The sequence below is a fragment of the uncultured Paraglaciecola sp. genome, from assembly GCF_943787955.1.
Taxonomy (GTDB): domain Bacteria; phylum Pseudomonadota; class Gammaproteobacteria; order Enterobacterales; family Alteromonadaceae; genus Paraglaciecola.
Map to the genome: position 1 here is coordinate 238,588 of NZ_CALSOK010000010.1, position 17,332 is coordinate 255,919.

The following is a 17,332-nucleotide window of genomic DNA, read 5'->3' on the forward strand; positions in this document are numbered from 1 at the left end:
ATGAGCGACCTACACAATAAAACGCCTAACACTGAGAAGGATCTGCGTCACAAAGCAGAGGCTATTGTCAGTGAATTAGAAAAGAACAAGACCGGTAATACTCCAAAGTTACAAGAGTTATCTGTAACGGAAATAAAGCAGATAGTACACGAGTTGCGGGTGCACCAGATCCAGCTGGAGATGCAAAATGAACAGCTTCGAACTGCGCAGATAGAGATTGACACATCAAGGTCACGATATTTTGAGCTCTATGATATGTCTCCGGTAGGGTATTGCACATCTAACGAGGCGGGCATCATCGAAGAAGTCAATCTCACCTTAGCCAACTTGCTTGGTATCCCCAGAAGTAAGCTACTCATGACGCCTTTAAGCCGTCTTATCAATAGAGACGACCAAGATAATTATTATTTAAAAACAAAACTGATGAAGGTAAATGGGCAACCTTTTTCCTGCGAGCTAAGAATGCTCACCTCAGAACGTGAGCTTTTATGGGTAAATTTGGTAAGCAGTAGTAGAAAAAAAGCCGACGGCACAGTGGAGTTTTACATCGGGGTAAGCGACATCACCGAACAAAGGATGTTACAACAACAACAACGGATCGCTGCGATTGCTTTTGAGTCACTAGATGGCATGGTCATAACTGATGCTCAGGGCCTGATTTTACAAGTTAATCGGGCTTTTATTAGTATGAGTGGCTACAGTGATAAAGAAATCGTCGGGCAGACTCGGGATATCCTCAACTCGGAGCGACATCCCACCTCTTTTTTTGTTGAAATAAGAAAAAATTTAAAACAGCAAGGGAAATGGTCAGGGGAAATATGGGAGCGCCGTAAAAACGGTGAGGACTATCCAATATGGATGACGATCAACGCAGTGAGAAATAACGAAGCAGATGTTTCTCACTATGTGTACACGCTGAGAGACATTACTGCTAAAAAAGTGGCAGAGGAACAAATTTTAAACCTTGCCTTCTATGATCCGTTGACTAAATTACCTAATCGGCGACTAATGTTTGACCGTCTAAAACATACGCTGTCAAGCCGTGTTCGCCACAAAAGATTAGGGGCAGTCATTATGATTGATTTGGACAATTTTAAAACCCTCAATGATACTTTGGGACACGATGTCGGTGATCAGTTGCTAGTCAGTGTCGCATCACGCTTGGAGTCATGCATAAGAGAGGGGGATACAGTGTCACGCATTGGGGGAGACGAATTTGTAGTGATTATCGAAGACCTAGATGAAACAATTTTGGTCGAGAAGCAAGCTGAGGCGGTGGCTAAAAAGTTTATTACTCACCTCAACGAACCCCATTTTCTGCAGCAGGGTTTAAACACAGATTCACAGAGCATGACCGAATACCACTGTACCTGCAGTATTGGCATATCGCTATTCAATGAGCAGACTATCAGCGTTGACGAACTGATAAAACAGGCTGATACCGCCATGTATGCTGCTAAAGCAGCGGGTCGCAACACCTTGCGTTTTTTTGCTTCTGAGATGCAGGCATTGATGATTATTCGTACAGCAATGGAGCATGATTTGCGTAAAGCAATCAAAAAAGGGCAATTCGTCCTTTATTATCAACCAATAGTCAGCTGTAAAAATAAGCTAATAGGCGCAGAAGCCTTAATCCGCTGGCTACACCCTGAACGAGGCATCATTATGCCTGCAGATTTCATTCCCATCGCTGAAGCAAGTGGTATTATTCTACCTATTGGGTCATGGGTACTGAAAGATGCTTGCGATCAGCTAGTAAAATGGTCATGTGTCCCGGAAATGGCAGGACTGACCATAGCTGTGAATGTCAGTGTTATGCAATTTCACCAGATTGACTTTGTTAGCCAGGTATTGACTGAACTTAAACGCAGCGGTGCTAATCCACTGCGTCTTAATCTGGAATTGACGGAAAGTGTGCTGATTTATGACATGAAAGATGTAATCGATAAAATGACAACCTTGAAGGCAAGTGGTGTCAGCTTTTCTCTTGATGACTTTGGTACGGGTTATTCGTCTCTGTCATATTTGAAACGACTCCCTCTGGATCGATTAAAAATAGATAAAAGTTTTATCCTAGAAATTCTCAAGGATAAGGATGATGCGGCGATCGCTAAAATGATTATTGATCTTAGCCAAAATATGGGGTTAGAGGTGAGCGCTGAAGGCATAGAAAGCCGGGCCCAGCGAGATTACCTTGAGGATCTGGGATGTCAAGTGTACCAAGGCTATCTTTTCAGCAGACCGTTGCCACTTGAGAAATTTGAGACCTTCGCTCGACAATCTTAAAAGTGTCATTGGACATCTGATTTATTTTTGAATTTTGATGGCCACGACTGTGGTGGTGAGTCTTTAGCTATAGCCACTAAGCCCGTCTAAGTATTCTTTTGGACATAGAGTATTTGTTTACAATTAATTGTTCAAAATTAGGATGAAGACCATCAGCAAAACGATTGAATGTTATTACCGCGAAGAAGAGTATTGAAGGTGCTTGTTGCATTGGTTCTTTCGAACTTATTAGTCAAGACCCGAGGGTTGGATCGCTTGAATTATGAGATCTACCTCCTTGTTGCGCAAATAAACAAAACACGCTCTTGTCAAAGATAGGTTCGAATATACCAGGTTTGTCCCGTGAGCCACGGTTCATATAGTATTTTATGTTTTGTGATAAGTTTCTAAATCTTTAAAAAACGTTCACTCACTTGAAAATTCACATTTGTGAAGGCTAAATTTTCAAGGCTTGAGCTAAGGTCGCTACTGAAAGTTATATTTTATTATTGAACTGTCTGAATCATAAACTTATTCAATCTGTATCGATGCTACTAATAGTAATTATGAAAATAATAAAACGCCTTCTATGCATAGATATTGACCTTCTGTGCTGCAATCGTTATAACTTTGTTAATATAAGAAAAAAATACCTCATGCTAACTAATTAAGGACAGACTATGTTGTTGAAAACACCATTGGAAATGCTTTATCACTGGGAAGATACTCGCGCTCAAAGCGTATATTTGAAACAGCCTATTGATGGCATCGTCAAAGAGTTTACTTGGCACGAAACTAGCCAACAAGCCCGAAAGGTTGCTGCAAGTTTATTGGCGATGGATTTACCTAAGGCTAGCAATATTGCCATTTTATCAAAAAATTGTGCTGAGTGGTTTATTACCGACTTAGCGATTATGTTAGCAGGTCATGTGTCTGTACCTATATATTCTACTGCCGGTGAAAAGACAATCCGTTATGTTATGGATCATGCTAAGTGCCCAGTAATATTTATTGGTAAGTTGGACAATACTGAAAAACAAGTCGCCGCTATCGATAATGGGATTGTAAAACTCGCATTTCCTTATCCCAATATACCTGCCGATAAACAGTGGGATGAATTATTACAAGTCGCTCCATTTGCCGACAAACCGATACCTGCTCTAGATTCAGTGATGACCATAGTTTATACATCTGGCAGTACAGGTAATCCTAAAGGTGTGGTGCACAATTACGAATCTATTTGTTGGGCAGCATCGAATTCTTTAAACGAACTAGGCGTGGATCAAAACGACCGTATTCTCAGTTATTTACCTTTGGCACATATTACTGAAAGGGTGTTGGTTGAAATTGCTAGTTTTTACTCCAGTTCACGTATCGACTTTATTGAGTCTTTGGATACATTTGCCCGTGATGTTAGAGCTACGCAGCCCACCTTGTTCCTTTCTGTTCCCCGTTTATGGACACGTTTTCAAATGGGTGTATTAGCTAATATGCCACAGAAAAAGCTCGATTTATTGTTACGAATTCCAATAGTGGCGTGGTGGGTGAGTAAAAAAATACGTACTAAATTAGGTTTGGGGCAAGCAAGACTATGCGCCAGCGGTTCAGCTCCGATTCCCGCAACGACACTTGAATGGTTTAGAAAAATTGGCGTCAATATTTCCGAAGGTTGGGGAATGACTGAAAATAGCGCATATGGCACTTGCTGTATGCCTTTTAGGTCTGACAAAATAGGCTCTATAGGACGTGCATATGCCGGTGTGGATATACGCATAGTTGAACAAGGAGAAATCCAAGTTAAGGGGCCTTGTAATATGAAAGAGTATTATCTGGAGCCTGAAAAAACGGCAGAAGTGATGACCGAAGATGGGTATTTGAAAACAGGTGATAAAGGTTCGATAGACAGTGAGGGGTACATCACCATTACCGGTCGATTAAAAGAAATTTTTAAAACATCAAAAGGCAAATATATTGCTCCTGTTCCTATTGAATCAAAATTAATGGCTAATTCCTTCATAGAACAAGTGTGTGTGACTGGTTCGCAATTAAAACAACCTATTGGTTTAGTTGTTTTGTCTCCAGAAGCACTTAAATTACCAGCGGAAGAAATTGAACAAAGTTTGCTCACAACATTAAACGAAGTGAATGCCACTCTTGAAAGCCATGCAGTACTTGACTGCTTAGTCGTGATGAAAGATGAATGGACTGTTGATAATGGCCTTCTAACCCCGACTCTCAAGGTTAAACGGCATGAGCTTGAAGAACAATATGACAGCCTCATCAATAGTGCGCTATCAGGGAAAATAGCTAGGCAATAGTCGGTAAAATTTATAATAGATTACAATCTTTACAAATAGCCCAGCGATTTAGAGCATAGGTTTGGTAAAGATTGTAAGGGGTATCCAAAAGCCAAAATTTTTCTCAAGTCATCCATCTTAATGGCAAACAATTTTTTGCCGATAGTAAATCGTTTTACCTAATTCTATTACCTAATCATTACAGTAGTTTTAATGATGAAGAAGAACAGGTCATTATCGAATAACATTTATGTGTAAACCCTAATGATTAAGGTCACACAGTTCTACTCATTAGAACTGTAATAATGGGATTGACGAAGAACTAAATTTTATAATCACTGTTAAAAAACAGATAACTCATACAGAGGGGGCAATATTTCGATACTTTAATGAACTTAACTTGCCCTAAAAAGTCACCTGAAGTGAACTTTTGATGCCAAGTAAAAAATACAGAGCCTTTAAATCAGGGTGCTATAAGCGCAACTTGTACGAAAACAGCAACCTAATAGGTAAAACGTGACCTTTAGTATTATTTTTTGAGATTACACTATCGCAGCATAGCATTTTCTGTTAGTATTTCGCGCCCTTTTAACTGGGGTATGTATAAAAAAGCAGCTAAACGCTGTTTTTTTGCAGCTAAACGGCTCGGAAGAGTCTTAAATTTAATAGCGGAGCACTAACATGATCCAAATGCAAACTAACCTGGATGTTGCCGATAATTCTGGCGCTCGCAGGGTTCAGTGTATTAAGGTTCTTGGTGGCTCGCATCGCCGTTATGCACATATTGGTGACATCATTAAAGTTACTGTCAAGGAAGCAATTCCTCGCGGTAAAGTAAAAAAAGGTGATGTACTAACTGCAGTGGTGGTGCGTACTAGAAAAGGCGTTCGTCGTCCAGATGGATCTTCGATCCGTTTTGACAGCAACGCAGCTGTTTTGCTTAATGCAAACAAGCAACCGATTGGTACGCGTATCTTTGGTCCGGTTACTCGAGAACTTCGTGTTAATAACATGAAGATTGTCTCGCTAGCCCCTGAGGTATTATAAGGAGTCACGATATGGCTAACAAAATTCGTCGTGATGATGAAATCATCGTTTTGGCTGGTAAAGATAAAGGAAAACAAGGCAAAGTGCTTAAAGTTCTTCCTGCTTCTAACCGTCTAATCGTTGAAGGTGTGAGCATGATCAAGAAACATCAGAAACCTAACCCTCAATTGGGTGTGACTGGTGGCATTGTTGAGAAAGAAGCATCGATTCACGTATCAAATGTAGCGATCTACAACTCGAAAACGGGTAAAGCAGATCGTGTGGGTTTCCGTCTTGAAGGTGAGAAGAAAGTACGTTTCTTCAAATCAGACGGCGAACTAGTATAAGAATTGGAGAGTACGATGGCGAAACTGCATGATTTTTATAAAGACTCAGTTGTAGCGGAACTTGCTAAGCAGTTCAACTATAACAGCGTCATGCAAGTCCCTCGGATTGATAAAATCACTCTAAACATGGGTTTAGGTGAAGCGGTAGCGGACAAAAAGGTATTAGAAAATGCCACGGCTGAGATGCAAGCAATTGCTGGTCAAAAGCCTATTGTAACCGTTGCTCGCAAATCTGTAGCGGGTTTTAAAATCCGTGAAGGTTATCCGATTGGCTGTAAAGTAACCCTACGTGGTGAACGTATGTGGGAATTCTTTGAACGTTTAGTTTCAATAGCAATTCCTCGTATCCGTGATTTTCGTGGCTTAAATCCTAAGTCATTCGATGGTCGTGGTAACTTTAGCATGGGCGTTCGTGAGCAAATTATCTTCCCTGAAATCGAGTTCGATAAAGTGGATCAGATACGCGGTATGGATATTACTATCACTACAAGCGCACAAACCGATGCGGAAGCACACGCTTTATTAAGCGCGTTTAACTTCCCGTTTAAAAAGTAAGGTGTAGGGTTATGGCAAAAGAATCAATGAAAGCGCGCGAAGTAAAACGTGCGAAGCTAGTTGTTAAGTTCGCGGTAAAACGCGCAGCGCTTAAAGCAACTATCAGCGATGTCAACTCTTCTGATGAAGAACGTTGGGACGCTGTTCTTAAGCTACAACAACTGCCACGTGACTCATCTGTAAGTCGTAAGCGTAATCGCTGCAACATTACAGGTCGTCCACATGGTTTCCTACGCAAGTTTGGCATGAGTCGTATCAAGTTGCGTGAAGCAGCTATGCGCGGTGAAGTGCCTGGCTTGAAAAAAGCCAGTTGGTAAGGGGTAGCTGATATGAGTATGCAAGATCCTATCGCGGATATGTTTACCCGCGTACGTAATGGCCAGATGGCTAGCAAAGTTTCTGTTTCTATGCCTTCGTCTAAAGTTCGTGTTGCAATTGCAGGCGTGCTAAAAGAAGAAGGTTATGTATCAGACTTCGCTGTTTCTGGTGACGTTAAGCCTGTGTTAGAAGTCACTTTAAAGTACTTCGAAGGCAAAAAAGTAATCGAGAGCATTGAGCGCGTAAGTCGCCCTGGTCTTCGCATCTACAAGAAAAAAGATGAGTTGCCAAAAGTAATGGGTGGTTTAGGTGTGGCTATCGTGTCTACCTCTAAAGGTGTGATGACTGACCGTGCAGCGCGTAAAGCGGGCATGGGCGGTGAAATCATCGGCTACGTAGCGTAAGGGGAATAATATGTCACGTATAGCAAAAGCTCCTGTTGACATCCTGTCTGGTGTAGAAATATCTATCGCTGGCCAAGAAGTCACAGTTAAAGGTAAAAACGGTACCCTAGTTCGTGTATTTAATGATGCAGTTGAAGTAGTACAGGAAGAAAACCAATTAGTGGCTAAGCCTCGTGAAGGTGAAGCAAATGGTTGGGCACAATCCGGTACAGCTCGCTCTCTATTAAACAATATGATTTTAGGCGTATCTCAAGGTTTTGAGAAAAAACTACTCTTAAATGGTGTTGGTTACCGTGCGCAAGCTCAAGGTGCAAAACTAAATTTAACACTAGGATTCTCTCACCCAGTAGCATACGAAATGCCTGAGGGTGTTTCGGTTGAAACTCCTAGTCAAACTGAAATCATCGTTAAAGGCGTTGATAAACAGTTGATAGGTCAGGTTGCAGCTAACATTCGCGCATATCGTCCACCAGAGCCTTATAAAGGTAAAGGCGTTCGTTACGCAGATGAAGTTGTGCGTCGTAAAGAAGCTAAGAAGAAATAAGGAGTCGGTACGATGGATAAAAAATCAGCTCGTTTGCGTCGCGCTACTCGTGCACGTAAAAAAATTAGTGAATTGGCCGCGCACCGCTTGGTTGTTAACCGCACACCGCGTCACATATACGCTCAGTTAATCGCACCTAGCGGTTCTGAAGTATTGGCGTCGGCTTCGACAGTTGAAACTGAACTAGCTGGTAGCCTCAAGGGCACTGGTAACTCAGCGGCAGCAGCGGCTATTGGCAAAGCGATCGCAGAACGCGCTATCGAAAAAGGCATCAAGAAAGTTGCCTTTGACCGTAGTGGATTCAAGTATCACGGTCGAGTTAAAGCATTAGCTGATGCAGCTCGCGAAGCTGGCCTTCAGTTCTAGGAGTTAATTATGGCTAAAGTAGAAGTTCAAAACGCTGGTGATATGCTAGAAAAGCTAATCGCAGTTAACCGTGTATCTAAAGTAGTTAAAGGTGGTCGTATCTTTAGCTTTACTGCTTTGACAGTAGTAGGTGACGGTAACGGTCGTGTAGGTTTTGGTTACGGTAAAGCACGTGAAGTGCCTGCTGCAATTCAAAAGGCTATGGAAAAAGCGCGTCGCAATATTGTGAACGTTGATCTTAATGGCAACACGCTACAGCACCCAATAAAAGGCCGTCACTCAGGCTCTAAGGTCTACATGCAACCAGCATCTGAAGGTACTGGTATTATTGCCGGTGGTGCAATGCGTGCAGTTCTTGAAGTTTCGGGTGTACAAAACGTACTTTCAAAATGTTATGGATCTACGAATCCAATTAACGTTGTGCGTGCAACCATCAATGCGTTGACAGAAATGAATTCGCCTGAGTCAGTTGCCGCAAAACGTGGATTGTCTGTATCGCAGATTTTGGGGTAATTGATCATGACTAAAATGATTAAAGTAAAGCAAACAAAAAGTTCTATTGGCCGTTTACCTAAACATAAAGCTACGCTTACTGGTTTAGGTCTTCGTCGAATAGGTCATATTCGTGAGCTAGAAGACACCCCTTCTGTCCGTGGCATGATCAACCGTGTATTTTACATGGTTGAAGTATTGGAGGAGTAAAAGATGCATTTGAATACTCTTGCTCCTGCACCTGGAGCGAAAAATTCTGGTAAACGTGTGGGCCGTGGTATGGGCTCTGGTCTTGGAAAAACTGGTGGCCGTGGTCACAAAGGTCAAAAGTCTCGCTCAGGCGGTTCTGTAAAACCTGGTTTTGAAGGCGGACAAATGCCAATCCAACGTCGTCTACCTAAGTTCGGTTTTACTTCACGTAAATCATTGGTTTCTGACCAAGTTACGTTAAGCGAAATCGCCAAGGTAGAGGGTGATGTGGTATCACTTGAATCTTTAAAAGCAGCAGGTCTTATTAAGAAAGAAATGCTGTTTGTTAAAGTTATGAAAAGTGGTGACATTTCACGTGCCGTTACAATCAGTGGTTTAAAGGTATCAAAAGGCGCTCTTGAGTCAATCAAGGCGGCTGGCGGTAAAGTAGAGGAATAGGCTAGATGGCTAAACCAGGACAGGATTCGAGCGCTAAAGGCGGCTTGAGCGAGCTTAAATCAAGATTGTTGTTTGTACTTGGTGCGATCATCGTATTTAGGTTCGGTTCTTATGTGCCTATTCCTGGTATTGACGCTGCGGTGTTAGCTCAATTGTTTGAGCAACAGAAAGGTACTATCGTGGAGATGTTCAACATGTTCTCCGGTGGTGCACTTGAACGCGCGTCAGTTCTAGCCCTAGGCATCATGCCTTATATTACAGCTTCCATTATTATTCAGTTGATGTCACATATGCATCCGCCGATGATGGAACTTAAAAAGGAAGGTGAAGCAGGACGTCGTAAAATTAGCCAATACACAAGGTATTTTACTTTAGTGTTAGCATCGTTCCAAGCAGTTGGAATAGCGACAAACTTACCTAACCTTATACAAGGTCTGGTAATTAATCCCGGCTTCGGTTTTTACTTTACAGCATGGATAAGCTTAGTCACGGGAACGATGTTCTTAATGTGGTTAGGTGAACAAATTACAGAGAGAGGTATTGGTAACGGTATCTCTATTCTGATTTTTGCTGGTATTGTATCTGGCTTGCCATCAGCATTAGGTAATGTTGCTGAAATGGCAAGGCAAGGCGAATTGAATTTATTGTTCTTGATGTTAGTGGGTGTAATTATTATTGCTGTCACTGGGTTTGTTGTATTCGTAGAGCGTGGTCAACGACGTATTGTTGTTAACTATGCAAAACGTCAACAAGGACGAAAAGTCTTTGCTGCACAAAGTACGCATTTACCTTTAAAAGTGAACATGGCGGGTGTTATTCCTCCTATTTTTGCTTCAAGTATAATTTTGTTCCCTGGTACGATTGCAAACTGGTTTGGTCAGAATGAGTCATTATCTTGGTTACAAGATGTGGCGCTTCAGTTGTCCCCCGGTCAACCTTTGTATGTGATGTTATATGCTGCGACGATTATCTTCTTCTGTTTCTTCTATACCGCCTTGGTTTTTAACCCACGCGAGACAGCAGACAACTTGAAGAAGTCTGGGGCTTTTGTTCCTGGTATTCGTCCTGGTGAGCAAACATCTAAATATGTTGATAAAGTGATGACACGCCTTACTTTGGCAGGTGCACTTTACATAACCTTTATATGTTTAGTGCCTGAGTTCATGTTGATCGCCTGGAACGTTCCGTTCTACTTTGGCGGTACATCACTACTTATTATGGTAGTGGTTGTCATGGATTTCATGGCGCAGGTGCAGACCCATTTGATGTCAAATCAATATGAGTCTGTTCTTAAAAAAGCTAATCTTAAAGGCTATGGCCGCTAAGATAGCGATTTACGGAGTGATGAAATGAAAGTTCGTGCATCAGTCAAGCGGATTTGCCGTAACTGTAAAATCGTTAAGCGCAACGGTGTTGTGCGTGTGATTTGCAGTTCTGACCTTAAGCATAAGCAAAGGCAGGGTTAATCGATTGGATTGAGGGTCGTCTAGATACACTAGCGCCTCAATCCTTATTTGCAATTTAGTTATTGGGTAAGTATCCTATCGGGCTTTTTAGGCTGATGACTATAAATTATAAGGAGTACTGTTAATGGCCCGTATTGCTGGCATTAACATCCCTGAACACAAGCATACTGTAATTGCATTATCTGCAATTTATGGTGTTGGCTCCACTCGTGCTAAAAGCATTTGTGCAGCCTCTGGTGTTGCAGAGACAACCAAGATCAAAGATCTTAGTGAAGAACAGATTGATAAACTTCGTGATGAAGTTGCTAAGTTCACAGTTGAAGGTGACCTTCGCCGTGAAGTGTCAATGAGTATTAAACGTTTGATGGATTTGGGTTGCTACCGTGGTATTCGCCATCGTCGTAGTCTTCCTCTACGTGGTCAGCGCACTAAAACTAATGCGCGTACCCGTAAAGGTCCTCGCAAAGCAATAAAACGATAAGCGGGGGATATTATGGCTAAAGCACAACCTAAAACGCGTAAGCGCGTAAAACGTCAAGTTGCTGATGGTATGGCTCATATTCATGCCTCTTTCAACAACACAATAGTGACTATTACTGACCGACAGGGCAATGCTCTGTCATGGGCAACATCAGGTGGTTCAGGTTTTCGTGGTTCACGTAAATCAACACCATTTGCTGCTCAAGTAGCTGCTGAACGAGCTGGTACAGCCGCTCAGGATTACGGTTTGAAAAACATAGAAGTGTTCGTTAAGGGCCCAGGTCCAGGTCGTGAATCTGCGATCCGAGCTTTGAACGCTGCTGGTTATAAAATCACTAATATTACCGATGTGACACCTATTCCTCACAACGGTTGTCGTCCACCGAAAAAACGTCGCGTTTAATCGACGGACAGTTGGAGAAAGATCATGGCAAGATATTTGGGTCCAAAACTCAAACTTAGCCGTCGCGAAGGAACAGATTTATTCCTTAAAAGCGGCGTTCGAGCAATCGAATCTAAATGTAAAATTGATACCGCACCTGGTCAGCATGGCGCTCGTCGTGGACGTTTGTCTGATTATGGTGTTCAGCTACGTGAAAAGCAAAAAGTACGTCGTATGTACGGTGTATTGGAAAAGCAGTTCCGTAACTATTATAAAGAAGCAGCACGCTTAAAAGGCAACACAGGTGAAAACTTGTTACAGCTTTTGGAGCAGCGTCTAGACAACGTTGTATATCGTATAGGTTTCGCAAGTACTCGTGCTGAAGCACGTCAACTTGTAAGCCATAAAGCCATATTGGTAAACGGTAAAGTTGTTAACGTTCCTTCATTTAATGTTTCTGCTGATGATGTTGTGTCCGTTCGTGAGAAAGCGAAAAAGCAAGCGCGTATTGTTGCTGCACTGGAGCTAGCTGATCAGCGTGAAAAACCAGTTTGGATTGAAGTAGATAACAAGAAAATGGAAGGCACATTTAAACGTGTTCCTGAAAGAACTGACTTGTCCGCTGATATTAACGAACAGTTGATTGTCGAACTTTACTCTAAGTAAAGCTTAAAGAAGAGAGGAAACAATGTCAGGTTCTGTAACTGAATTTTTAAAACCAAGATTAGTTGAAATTGATAACGTCTCGTCAACTCGCGCAAAGGTCACACTAGAACCTTTAGAACGTGGGTTTGGCCATACGCTAGGTAACGCGTTACGTCGCATATTATTGTCTTCAATGCCAGGATGTGCTGTAACAGAAGTTGAAATCGATGGTGTGTTGCATGAATACAGCACCAAAGAAGGCGTTCAAGAAGATGTTATTGAAATATTGCTTAACCTCAAAGGTTTAGCCGTGCGTCTTGAAGGCAAAACTGAAGCAACACTAACTTTAGTGAAATCCGGTGCGGGACCAGTTTTAGCTGGTGATATCCAGCATGATGGCGATGTGGAAATTGTTAACCCCGACCATTTGGTTTGTACTTTAACTGGCGAAGCTGAGCTCAGCATGCGTATTAAAGTAGAAATGGGTCGTGGTTATGTTCCTGCATCAACTCGCCGCTCTTCAGAAGAAGATGATCGACCTATTGGTCGTTTATTAGTGGATGCTTCATACAGTCCAGTTGATCGTATATCTTACAACGTTGAGTCTGCTCGAGTAGAGCAAAGAACTGACCTTGATAAGTTAATTATTGATATGGAAACAAATGGCACCATAGATCCGGAAGAAGCTATACGTCGTGCAGCTACTATTCTTGCTGAACAACTAGATGCTTTCGTAGAACTCCGTGATATATCTGAGCCAGTTGAAAAAGAAGAAAAGCCGGAATTTGATCCGATTTTACTTCGACCTGTTGATGATTTAGAGCTAACTGTACGTTCAGCTAACTGCTTGAAAGCTGAAGCTATTCAATATATTGGTGACCTAGTACAACGTACTGAAGTGGAGTTATTAAAAACTCCTAACTTAGGTAAAAAATCTCTTACTGAGATTAAAGATGTGCTAGCTTCTCGTGGACTGTCTCTAGGCATGCGCTTAGAAAACTGGCCACCAGAGTCAATCGCTGAAAAAGATTAATCGGGTTCTTGGACCTGATTTGTAAAGAAGGATAAAACTATGCGCCATCGTAAAAGTGGTCGTCAGTTAAATCGTAACAGCAGTCATCGTCAGGCCATGTTTAAAAACATGGCTGGTTCTTTGGTTAAACATGAGTTGATTAAGACAACTTTACCAAAGGCCAAAGAGCTGCGTCGCGTTGTTGAGCCTCTAATCACACTTGCTAAGCAAGACAGTGTAGCTAATCGCCGTTTGGCAATGGCACGTACTGGTGACAAAGAAGTTGTTGGTAAATTGTTCAATGAATTAGGACCTCGTTATGATGAGCGTCCTGGTGGTTATATTCGCATATTGAAATGCGGGTTCCGTACTGGTGATAAAGCACCTATGGCCTATGTTGAATTGGTTGGTCGTCCTGAAGTAGAAACAGTCGTAGAGATTGAAGAAACTGAAGCGGAGTAACAACTGTACTAAATAAAAAAAGCCAGACTATGTCTGGCTTTTTTATATCTAAAATAAATTTACTGATTACTATCTAAAACCTGAGAAACTTCCTCATTTGTTGCACCACCGTTAATTGCGTAAGCTTCAAGTTTTTCTATATTCACTCCAGCATTCTGTGCAATCTCAATAATCCTTTTCACATACTCTCTGTGGTCGCCAGATTCTCGAACTGCTGTAGTGATAACAAGCTCGGCATCATTTGGATAAATAGCCAGTAACGCTTCAACAACATATTCACCAACATAAGGTACTGCGCCTATTGCGGATGTTAATATATCGACAATTTTATTTGGATGTTCTTTAGCAAGAGATTGCACAATATAATCTGCCGAATCAGGCTCTGAAATGATAGCAATCCGCACTATTTCATTTAATTTTTCAGGAGTCGAATGCGCTGCTGCTGTTACTACAAAGTCTATGTAGCTTGGATCTGCATTTATTGCGGTTTCAACAATACTAGATAAGTTGCTAATACCTTTATTGAGTGCCATGGTGACCACTTCATCAGCTAAAGTGGGTTGTGCAGATATAGCAGCATGCATGATCTCTTTATATTGTTCTGGATATAAATCTAGCGCTGTACCTACTATTGATGCTGCTCGTTGCGGGTAATGTCCTACTATGGTCTTGATTGCTCTGCCTATCGTGACATTCTGATTAATTTGTTTTTGAAGAAACTTTTCACTGAATTGAGTATTGCTTGTTTCAATCTTTGTTTCGATTGAAAATGTATCAGGTATATAAGCTAGAGAACTAAAAACTATTGCCAATGTAACAACCTTCAACATACCTTTATTACCACTTCTTTATAAATCTATTGAATACGACATGCATAAAGACAAAAAATTCAATTTATTAACAACTGAGTAGAATTCATACATCTTGAGTGAAAAACAACCTGATTATAGCATTAAAACATTTTATTTAATTATAAAGGTTGACGCCTAAGTATAAATCTATAGGATACCGGATCGCTTCAAGGACAACCGGTTAGGTCAACCGCAATAAACAGGATTTCCTAATTTGTTGCTTATACGGTAAACGTATATTTGGTGCGGGATGTAGCAAGGTTTAATTGAAAAGAAAAATAAATTAAATCGTTGACATCAAAAGGGAATGACGTAATATACGCCTCCCGCTTAAGAGGGTCTACGGACAACTACTTAAGCCGCTAACGCAGTTAGCATGCTCTTTAACAATTAGAACAAGACAATCTGTGTGGACTCTCACGAAGTGAGAGTTCACCAAAAAAAATTCATATTTTTAATATTTAATTGAAGAGTTTGATCATGGCTCAGATTGAACGCTGGCGGCAGGCCTAACACATGCAAGTCGAACGGAAACATGTCTAGCTTGCTAGATGATGTCGAGTGGCGGACGGGTGAGTAATACTTAGGAACATGCCTTTGGGTGGGGGATAACTATTGGAAACGATAGCTAATACCGCATAATGTCTACGGACCAAAGGGGGGAGCTTGCTCCTCTCGCCCAGAGAGTGGCCTAAGCGAGATTAGCTTGTTGGTGAGGTAAAGGCTCACCAAGGCGACGATCTCTAGCTGTTCTGAGAGGAAGATCAGCCACACTGGGACTGAGACACGGCCCAGACTCCTACGGGAGGCAGCAGTGGGGAATATTGCACAATGGAGGAAACTCTGATGCAGCCATGCCGCGTGTGTGAAGAAGGCCTTCGGGTTGTAAAGCACTTTCAGTTGTGAGGAAAGCTTGTTGGTTAATACCCATCAGGTATGACGTTAGCAACAGAAGAAGGACCGGCTAACTCCGTGCCAGCAGCCGCGGTAATACGGAGGGTCCGAGCGTTAATCGGAATTACTGGGCGTAAAGCGCACGCAGGCGGTTTGTTAAGCTAGATGTGAAAGCCCCGGGCTCAACCTGGGAATAGCATTTAGAACTGGCAGACTAGAGTCTTGGAGAGGGGAGTGGAATTTCTGGTGTAGCGGTGAAATGCGTAGATATCAGAAGGAACATCAGTGGCGAAGGCGACTCCCTGGCCAAAGACTGACGCTCATGTGCGAAAGTGTGGGTAGCGAACAGGATTAGATACCCTGGTAGTCCACACCGTAAACGCTGTCTACTAGCTGTTTGTGGATTTAATCCGTGAGTAGCGCAGCTAACGCGATAAGTAGACCGCCTGGGGAGTACGGCCGCAAGGTTAAAACTCAAATGAATTGACGGGGGCCCGCACAAGCGGTGGAGCATGTGGTTTAATTCGATGCAACGCGAAGAACCTTACCTACTCTTGACATACTAGAAACTTTTCAGAGATGAATTGGTGCCTTCGGGAATCTAGATACAGGTGCTGCATGGCTGTCGTCAGCTCGTGTCGTGAGATGTTGGGTTAAGTCCCGCAACGAGCGCAACCCTTGTCCTTAGTTGCCAGCCTTAAGTTGGGCACTCTAAGGAGACTGCCGGTGACAAACCGGAGGAAGGTGGGGACGACGTCAAGTCATCATGGCCCTTACGAGTAGGGCTACACACGTGCTACAATGGCGAGTACAGAGGGAAGCGAACCTGCGAGGGTAAGCGGATCCCTTAAAGCTCGTCGTAGTCCGGATTGGAGTCTGCAACTCGACTCCATGAAGTCGGAATCGCTAGTAATCGCAAATCAGAATGTTGCGGTGAATACGTTCCCGGGCCTTGTACACACCGCCCGTCACACCATGGGAGTGGGTTGCAAAAGAAGTAGCTAGTCTAACCTTCGGGAGGACGGTTACCACTTTGTGATTCATGACTGGGGTGAAGTCGTAACAAGGTAACCCTAGGGGAACCTGGGGTTGGATCACCTCCTTACTATTACGGCGAGCCTTGCTTCGTTGAGTGTTCACACAGATTGTTTTGTTTTGATGAGAAGAGCAAAAGAAAGAAATAACGTTCTACTGGATAGCAACCCTGCCATACGTAAATGTGGCGAGGACAGCCTAGTGAGTACAGCTCATAATAGGCTTGTAGCTCAGCTGGTTAGAGCGCACCCCTGATAAGGGTGAGGTCGGCAGTTCAAGTCTGCCCAAGCCTACCAAATCTTTCCTACTCTGCGTTGGAAACCTTGTTGTGTGCAAATGCATGCGTCCTCGGTATCCGCCTTGATTAGAAGAGATTAGATGTGAAAACATCGACCTGCTTTACAGCGGGGCCATAGCTCAGCTGGGAGAGCGCCTGCCTTGCACGCAGGAGGTCAGCAGTTCGATCCTGCTTGGCTCCACCAATTTTATTAATTGGATCTTTTGCTCAATAGGAAGACGAAGTCCTTAATCAATATGTACTGTTTCAGTATGAATTTATTAAGGTTTTTTTAAGCCTTAATTGTAGCCGGCGTTAAGACGCAGGACACAATGTTCTTTAACAATATGGAAAGCTGATAAAATAGTAATCGAAAACTAAAAGAGTGTTCTTAGGAACTTACTCTATCTGATTTTGTGATTAGAACTTGTCACGCATACAACAGTAATATTCTTTAAAAGAGTGTTGCACCTAACTTTGAAATAAAAGGTCAAAGGGTGGACGAGTTGTTTGGAATTATTTCTGACGTTACTGAGATGATGACGAATAACGCACTATTACTTCGG

The 17,332-nt window shown here is 42.4% G+C and carries 20 protein-coding genes, 2 tRNA genes and 1 rRNA gene; 22 read left to right on the plus strand and 1 reads right to left on the minus strand.

Annotated features, from left to right (window positions below):
* From Q0Y52_RS08760 to rplQ, 19 genes are all read left to right on the plus strand, one after another.
* Positions 1-2,286 carry a bifunctional diguanylate cyclase/phosphodiesterase gene (locus tag Q0Y52_RS08760; RefSeq protein ID WP_297820690.1) on the plus strand — a complete coding sequence of 762 codons (2,286 nt, stop codon included), beginning with the start codon at positions 1-3 and terminating at the stop codon, positions 2,284-2,286.
* Between the two features lie 659 nt (positions 2,287-2,945).
* Entirely contained in the window at positions 2,946-4,583 is a 1,638-nt protein-coding gene (locus tag Q0Y52_RS08765; protein WP_297820692.1) for an AMP-binding protein, read from the plus strand.
* Between the two features lie 660 nt (positions 4,584-5,243).
* The gene (gene rplN, locus Q0Y52_RS08770; protein WP_158971317.1) at positions 5,244-5,609 is read left to right on the plus strand and encodes a 50S ribosomal protein L14; all 366 of its coding nucleotides are present in this window, start codon (positions 5,244-5,246) and stop codon (positions 5,607-5,609) included.
* A gap of 11 nt (positions 5,610-5,620) precedes the next feature.
* A complete protein-coding gene (gene rplX, locus Q0Y52_RS08775; RefSeq protein WP_297820695.1) occupies positions 5,621-5,935 on the plus strand; it encodes a 50S ribosomal protein L24 in 315 nt (104 codons plus the stop codon).
* A gap of 15 nt (positions 5,936-5,950) precedes the next feature.
* Positions 5,951-6,490 carry a 50S ribosomal protein L5 gene (gene rplE, locus Q0Y52_RS08780; protein ID WP_297820697.1) on the plus strand — a complete coding sequence of 180 codons (540 nt, stop codon included), beginning with the start codon at positions 5,951-5,953 and terminating at the stop codon, positions 6,488-6,490.
* Between the two features lie 11 nt (positions 6,491-6,501).
* Positions 6,502-6,807: a 30S ribosomal protein S14 gene (rpsN, locus tag Q0Y52_RS08785; RefSeq protein WP_007625692.1), complete on the plus strand. Its 306-nt coding sequence runs from the start codon at positions 6,502-6,504 to the stop codon at positions 6,805-6,807.
* A gap of 12 nt (positions 6,808-6,819) precedes the next feature.
* Positions 6,820-7,212, plus strand: a complete 393-nt coding sequence (rpsH, locus tag Q0Y52_RS08790; RefSeq protein WP_297820699.1) for a 30S ribosomal protein S8 — start codon at positions 6,820-6,822, stop codon at positions 7,210-7,212.
* A gap of 10 nt (positions 7,213-7,222) precedes the next feature.
* Complete coding sequence (gene rplF, locus Q0Y52_RS08795; RefSeq protein ID WP_297820701.1) at positions 7,223-7,756, plus strand: 50S ribosomal protein L6; 534 nt, start codon at positions 7,223-7,225, stop codon at positions 7,754-7,756.
* Positions 7,757-7,768: 12 nt separating this feature from the next.
* Positions 7,769-8,122: a 50S ribosomal protein L18 gene (gene rplR, locus Q0Y52_RS08800; protein WP_007625689.1), complete on the plus strand. Its 354-nt coding sequence runs from the start codon at positions 7,769-7,771 to the stop codon at positions 8,120-8,122.
* Between the two features lie 9 nt (positions 8,123-8,131).
* A complete protein-coding gene (rpsE, locus tag Q0Y52_RS08805) occupies positions 8,132-8,635 on the plus strand; it encodes a 30S ribosomal protein S5 (RefSeq protein ID WP_297820704.1) in 504 nt (167 codons plus the stop codon).
* 3 nt (positions 8,636-8,638) lie between these two features.
* Positions 8,639-8,824, plus strand: a complete 186-nt coding sequence (gene rpmD / locus Q0Y52_RS08810) for a 50S ribosomal protein L30 (protein WP_297821491.1) — start codon at positions 8,639-8,641, stop codon at positions 8,822-8,824.
* 3 nt (positions 8,825-8,827) lie between these two features.
* Positions 8,828-9,262 (plus strand): 50S ribosomal protein L15, encoded by a 435-nt coding sequence (gene rplO, locus Q0Y52_RS08815; protein ID WP_297820706.1) that lies wholly within the window; start codon positions 8,828-8,830, stop codon positions 9,260-9,262.
* A 5-nt stretch (positions 9,263-9,267) separates the two neighbouring features.
* A complete protein-coding gene (gene secY / locus Q0Y52_RS08820) occupies positions 9,268-10,587 on the plus strand; it encodes a preprotein translocase subunit SecY (RefSeq protein ID WP_297820708.1) in 1,320 nt (439 codons plus the stop codon).
* Between the two features lie 24 nt (positions 10,588-10,611).
* The gene (rpmJ, locus tag Q0Y52_RS08825; RefSeq protein WP_081588951.1) at positions 10,612-10,728 is read left to right on the plus strand and encodes a 50S ribosomal protein L36; all 117 of its coding nucleotides are present in this window, start codon (positions 10,612-10,614) and stop codon (positions 10,726-10,728) included.
* A 124-nt stretch (positions 10,729-10,852) separates the two neighbouring features.
* Positions 10,853-11,209: a 30S ribosomal protein S13 gene (gene rpsM, locus Q0Y52_RS08830; RefSeq protein WP_297820711.1), complete on the plus strand. Its 357-nt coding sequence runs from the start codon at positions 10,853-10,855 to the stop codon at positions 11,207-11,209.
* Between the two features lie 12 nt (positions 11,210-11,221).
* Positions 11,222-11,611 (plus strand): 30S ribosomal protein S11, encoded by a 390-nt coding sequence (gene rpsK / locus Q0Y52_RS08835; RefSeq protein ID WP_297820713.1) that lies wholly within the window; start codon positions 11,222-11,224, stop codon positions 11,609-11,611.
* A 24-nt stretch (positions 11,612-11,635) separates the two neighbouring features.
* Positions 11,636-12,256: a 30S ribosomal protein S4 gene (gene rpsD / locus Q0Y52_RS08840; RefSeq protein WP_101199008.1), complete on the plus strand. Its 621-nt coding sequence runs from the start codon at positions 11,636-11,638 to the stop codon at positions 12,254-12,256.
* Between the two features lie 22 nt (positions 12,257-12,278).
* Positions 12,279-13,268, plus strand: coding sequence for a DNA-directed RNA polymerase subunit alpha (gene rpoA, locus Q0Y52_RS08845; protein ID WP_007625666.1), 990 nt, complete (start codon positions 12,279-12,281; stop codon positions 13,266-13,268).
* A 39-nt stretch (positions 13,269-13,307) separates the two neighbouring features.
* Positions 13,308-13,709, plus strand: a complete 402-nt coding sequence (rplQ, locus tag Q0Y52_RS08850) for a 50S ribosomal protein L17 (protein WP_297820717.1) — start codon at positions 13,308-13,310, stop codon at positions 13,707-13,709.
* A gap of 59 nt (positions 13,710-13,768) precedes the next feature.
* On the opposite strand, the gene Q0Y52_RS08855 is transcribed toward rplQ, so the two are convergent.
* The gene (locus Q0Y52_RS08855; protein WP_297820719.1) at positions 13,769-14,539 is read right to left on the minus strand and encodes a hypothetical protein; all 771 of its coding nucleotides are present in this window, start codon (positions 14,537-14,539) and stop codon (positions 13,769-13,771) included.
* Positions 14,540-15,022: 483 nt separating this feature from the next.
* Between Q0Y52_RS08855 and Q0Y52_RS08860 the strand changes: the two genes are divergently transcribed.
* The 3 genes from Q0Y52_RS08860 (at position 15,023) to Q0Y52_RS08870 (ending at position 16,971) form a co-directional block, all read left to right on the plus strand.
* Positions 15,023-16,559: ribosomal RNA gene (locus Q0Y52_RS08860) — 16S ribosomal RNA — on the plus strand.
* Between the two features lie 149 nt (positions 16,560-16,708).
* Positions 16,709-16,785, plus strand: a tRNA-Ile gene (locus Q0Y52_RS08865).
* Between the two features lie 110 nt (positions 16,786-16,895).
* Positions 16,896-16,971 (plus strand) — tRNA-Ala (locus Q0Y52_RS08870).
* Positions 16,972-17,332 lie beyond the last annotated feature (361 nt).

Excerpts from the sequence above, each read along its gene's own strand:
- Q0Y52_RS08760 (WP_297820690.1), top strand. The coding sequence starts at position 1 with ATGAGCGACCTACACAATAAAACGCCTAACACTGAGAAGGATCTGCGT.
- Q0Y52_RS08765 (WP_297820692.1), top strand. The coding sequence starts at position 2,946 with ATGTTGTTGAAAACACCATTGGAAATGCTTTATCACTGGGAAGATACT.
- rplN (WP_158971317.1), top strand. The coding sequence starts at position 5,244 with ATGATCCAAATGCAAACTAACCTGGATGTTGCCGATAATTCTGGCGCT.
- rplX (WP_297820695.1), top strand. The coding sequence starts at position 5,621 with ATGGCTAACAAAATTCGTCGTGATGATGAAATCATCGTTTTGGCTGGT.
- rplE (WP_297820697.1), top strand. The coding sequence starts at position 5,951 with ATGGCGAAACTGCATGATTTTTATAAAGACTCAGTTGTAGCGGAACTT.
- rpsN (WP_007625692.1), top strand. The coding sequence starts at position 6,502 with ATGGCAAAAGAATCAATGAAAGCGCGCGAAGTAAAACGTGCGAAGCTA.
- rpsH (WP_297820699.1), top strand. The coding sequence starts at position 6,820 with ATGAGTATGCAAGATCCTATCGCGGATATGTTTACCCGCGTACGTAAT.
- rplF (WP_297820701.1), top strand. The coding sequence starts at position 7,223 with ATGTCACGTATAGCAAAAGCTCCTGTTGACATCCTGTCTGGTGTAGAA.
- rplR (WP_007625689.1), top strand. The coding sequence starts at position 7,769 with ATGGATAAAAAATCAGCTCGTTTGCGTCGCGCTACTCGTGCACGTAAA.
- rpsE (WP_297820704.1), top strand. The coding sequence starts at position 8,132 with ATGGCTAAAGTAGAAGTTCAAAACGCTGGTGATATGCTAGAAAAGCTA.
- rplO (WP_297820706.1), top strand. The coding sequence starts at position 8,828 with ATGCATTTGAATACTCTTGCTCCTGCACCTGGAGCGAAAAATTCTGGT.
- secY (WP_297820708.1), top strand. The coding sequence starts at position 9,268 with ATGGCTAAACCAGGACAGGATTCGAGCGCTAAAGGCGGCTTGAGCGAG.
- rpmJ (WP_081588951.1), top strand. The coding sequence starts at position 10,612 with ATGAAAGTTCGTGCATCAGTCAAGCGGATTTGCCGTAACTGTAAAATC.
- rpsM (WP_297820711.1), top strand. The coding sequence starts at position 10,853 with ATGGCCCGTATTGCTGGCATTAACATCCCTGAACACAAGCATACTGTA.
- rpsK (WP_297820713.1), top strand. The coding sequence starts at position 11,222 with ATGGCTAAAGCACAACCTAAAACGCGTAAGCGCGTAAAACGTCAAGTT.
- rpsD (WP_101199008.1), top strand. The coding sequence starts at position 11,636 with ATGGCAAGATATTTGGGTCCAAAACTCAAACTTAGCCGTCGCGAAGGA.
- rpoA (WP_007625666.1), top strand. The coding sequence starts at position 12,279 with ATGTCAGGTTCTGTAACTGAATTTTTAAAACCAAGATTAGTTGAAATT.
- rplQ (WP_297820717.1), top strand. The coding sequence starts at position 13,308 with ATGCGCCATCGTAAAAGTGGTCGTCAGTTAAATCGTAACAGCAGTCAT.
- Q0Y52_RS08855 (WP_297820719.1), bottom strand. The coding sequence starts at position 14,539 with ATGTTGAAGGTTGTTACATTGGCAATAGTTTTTAGTTCTCTAGCTTAT.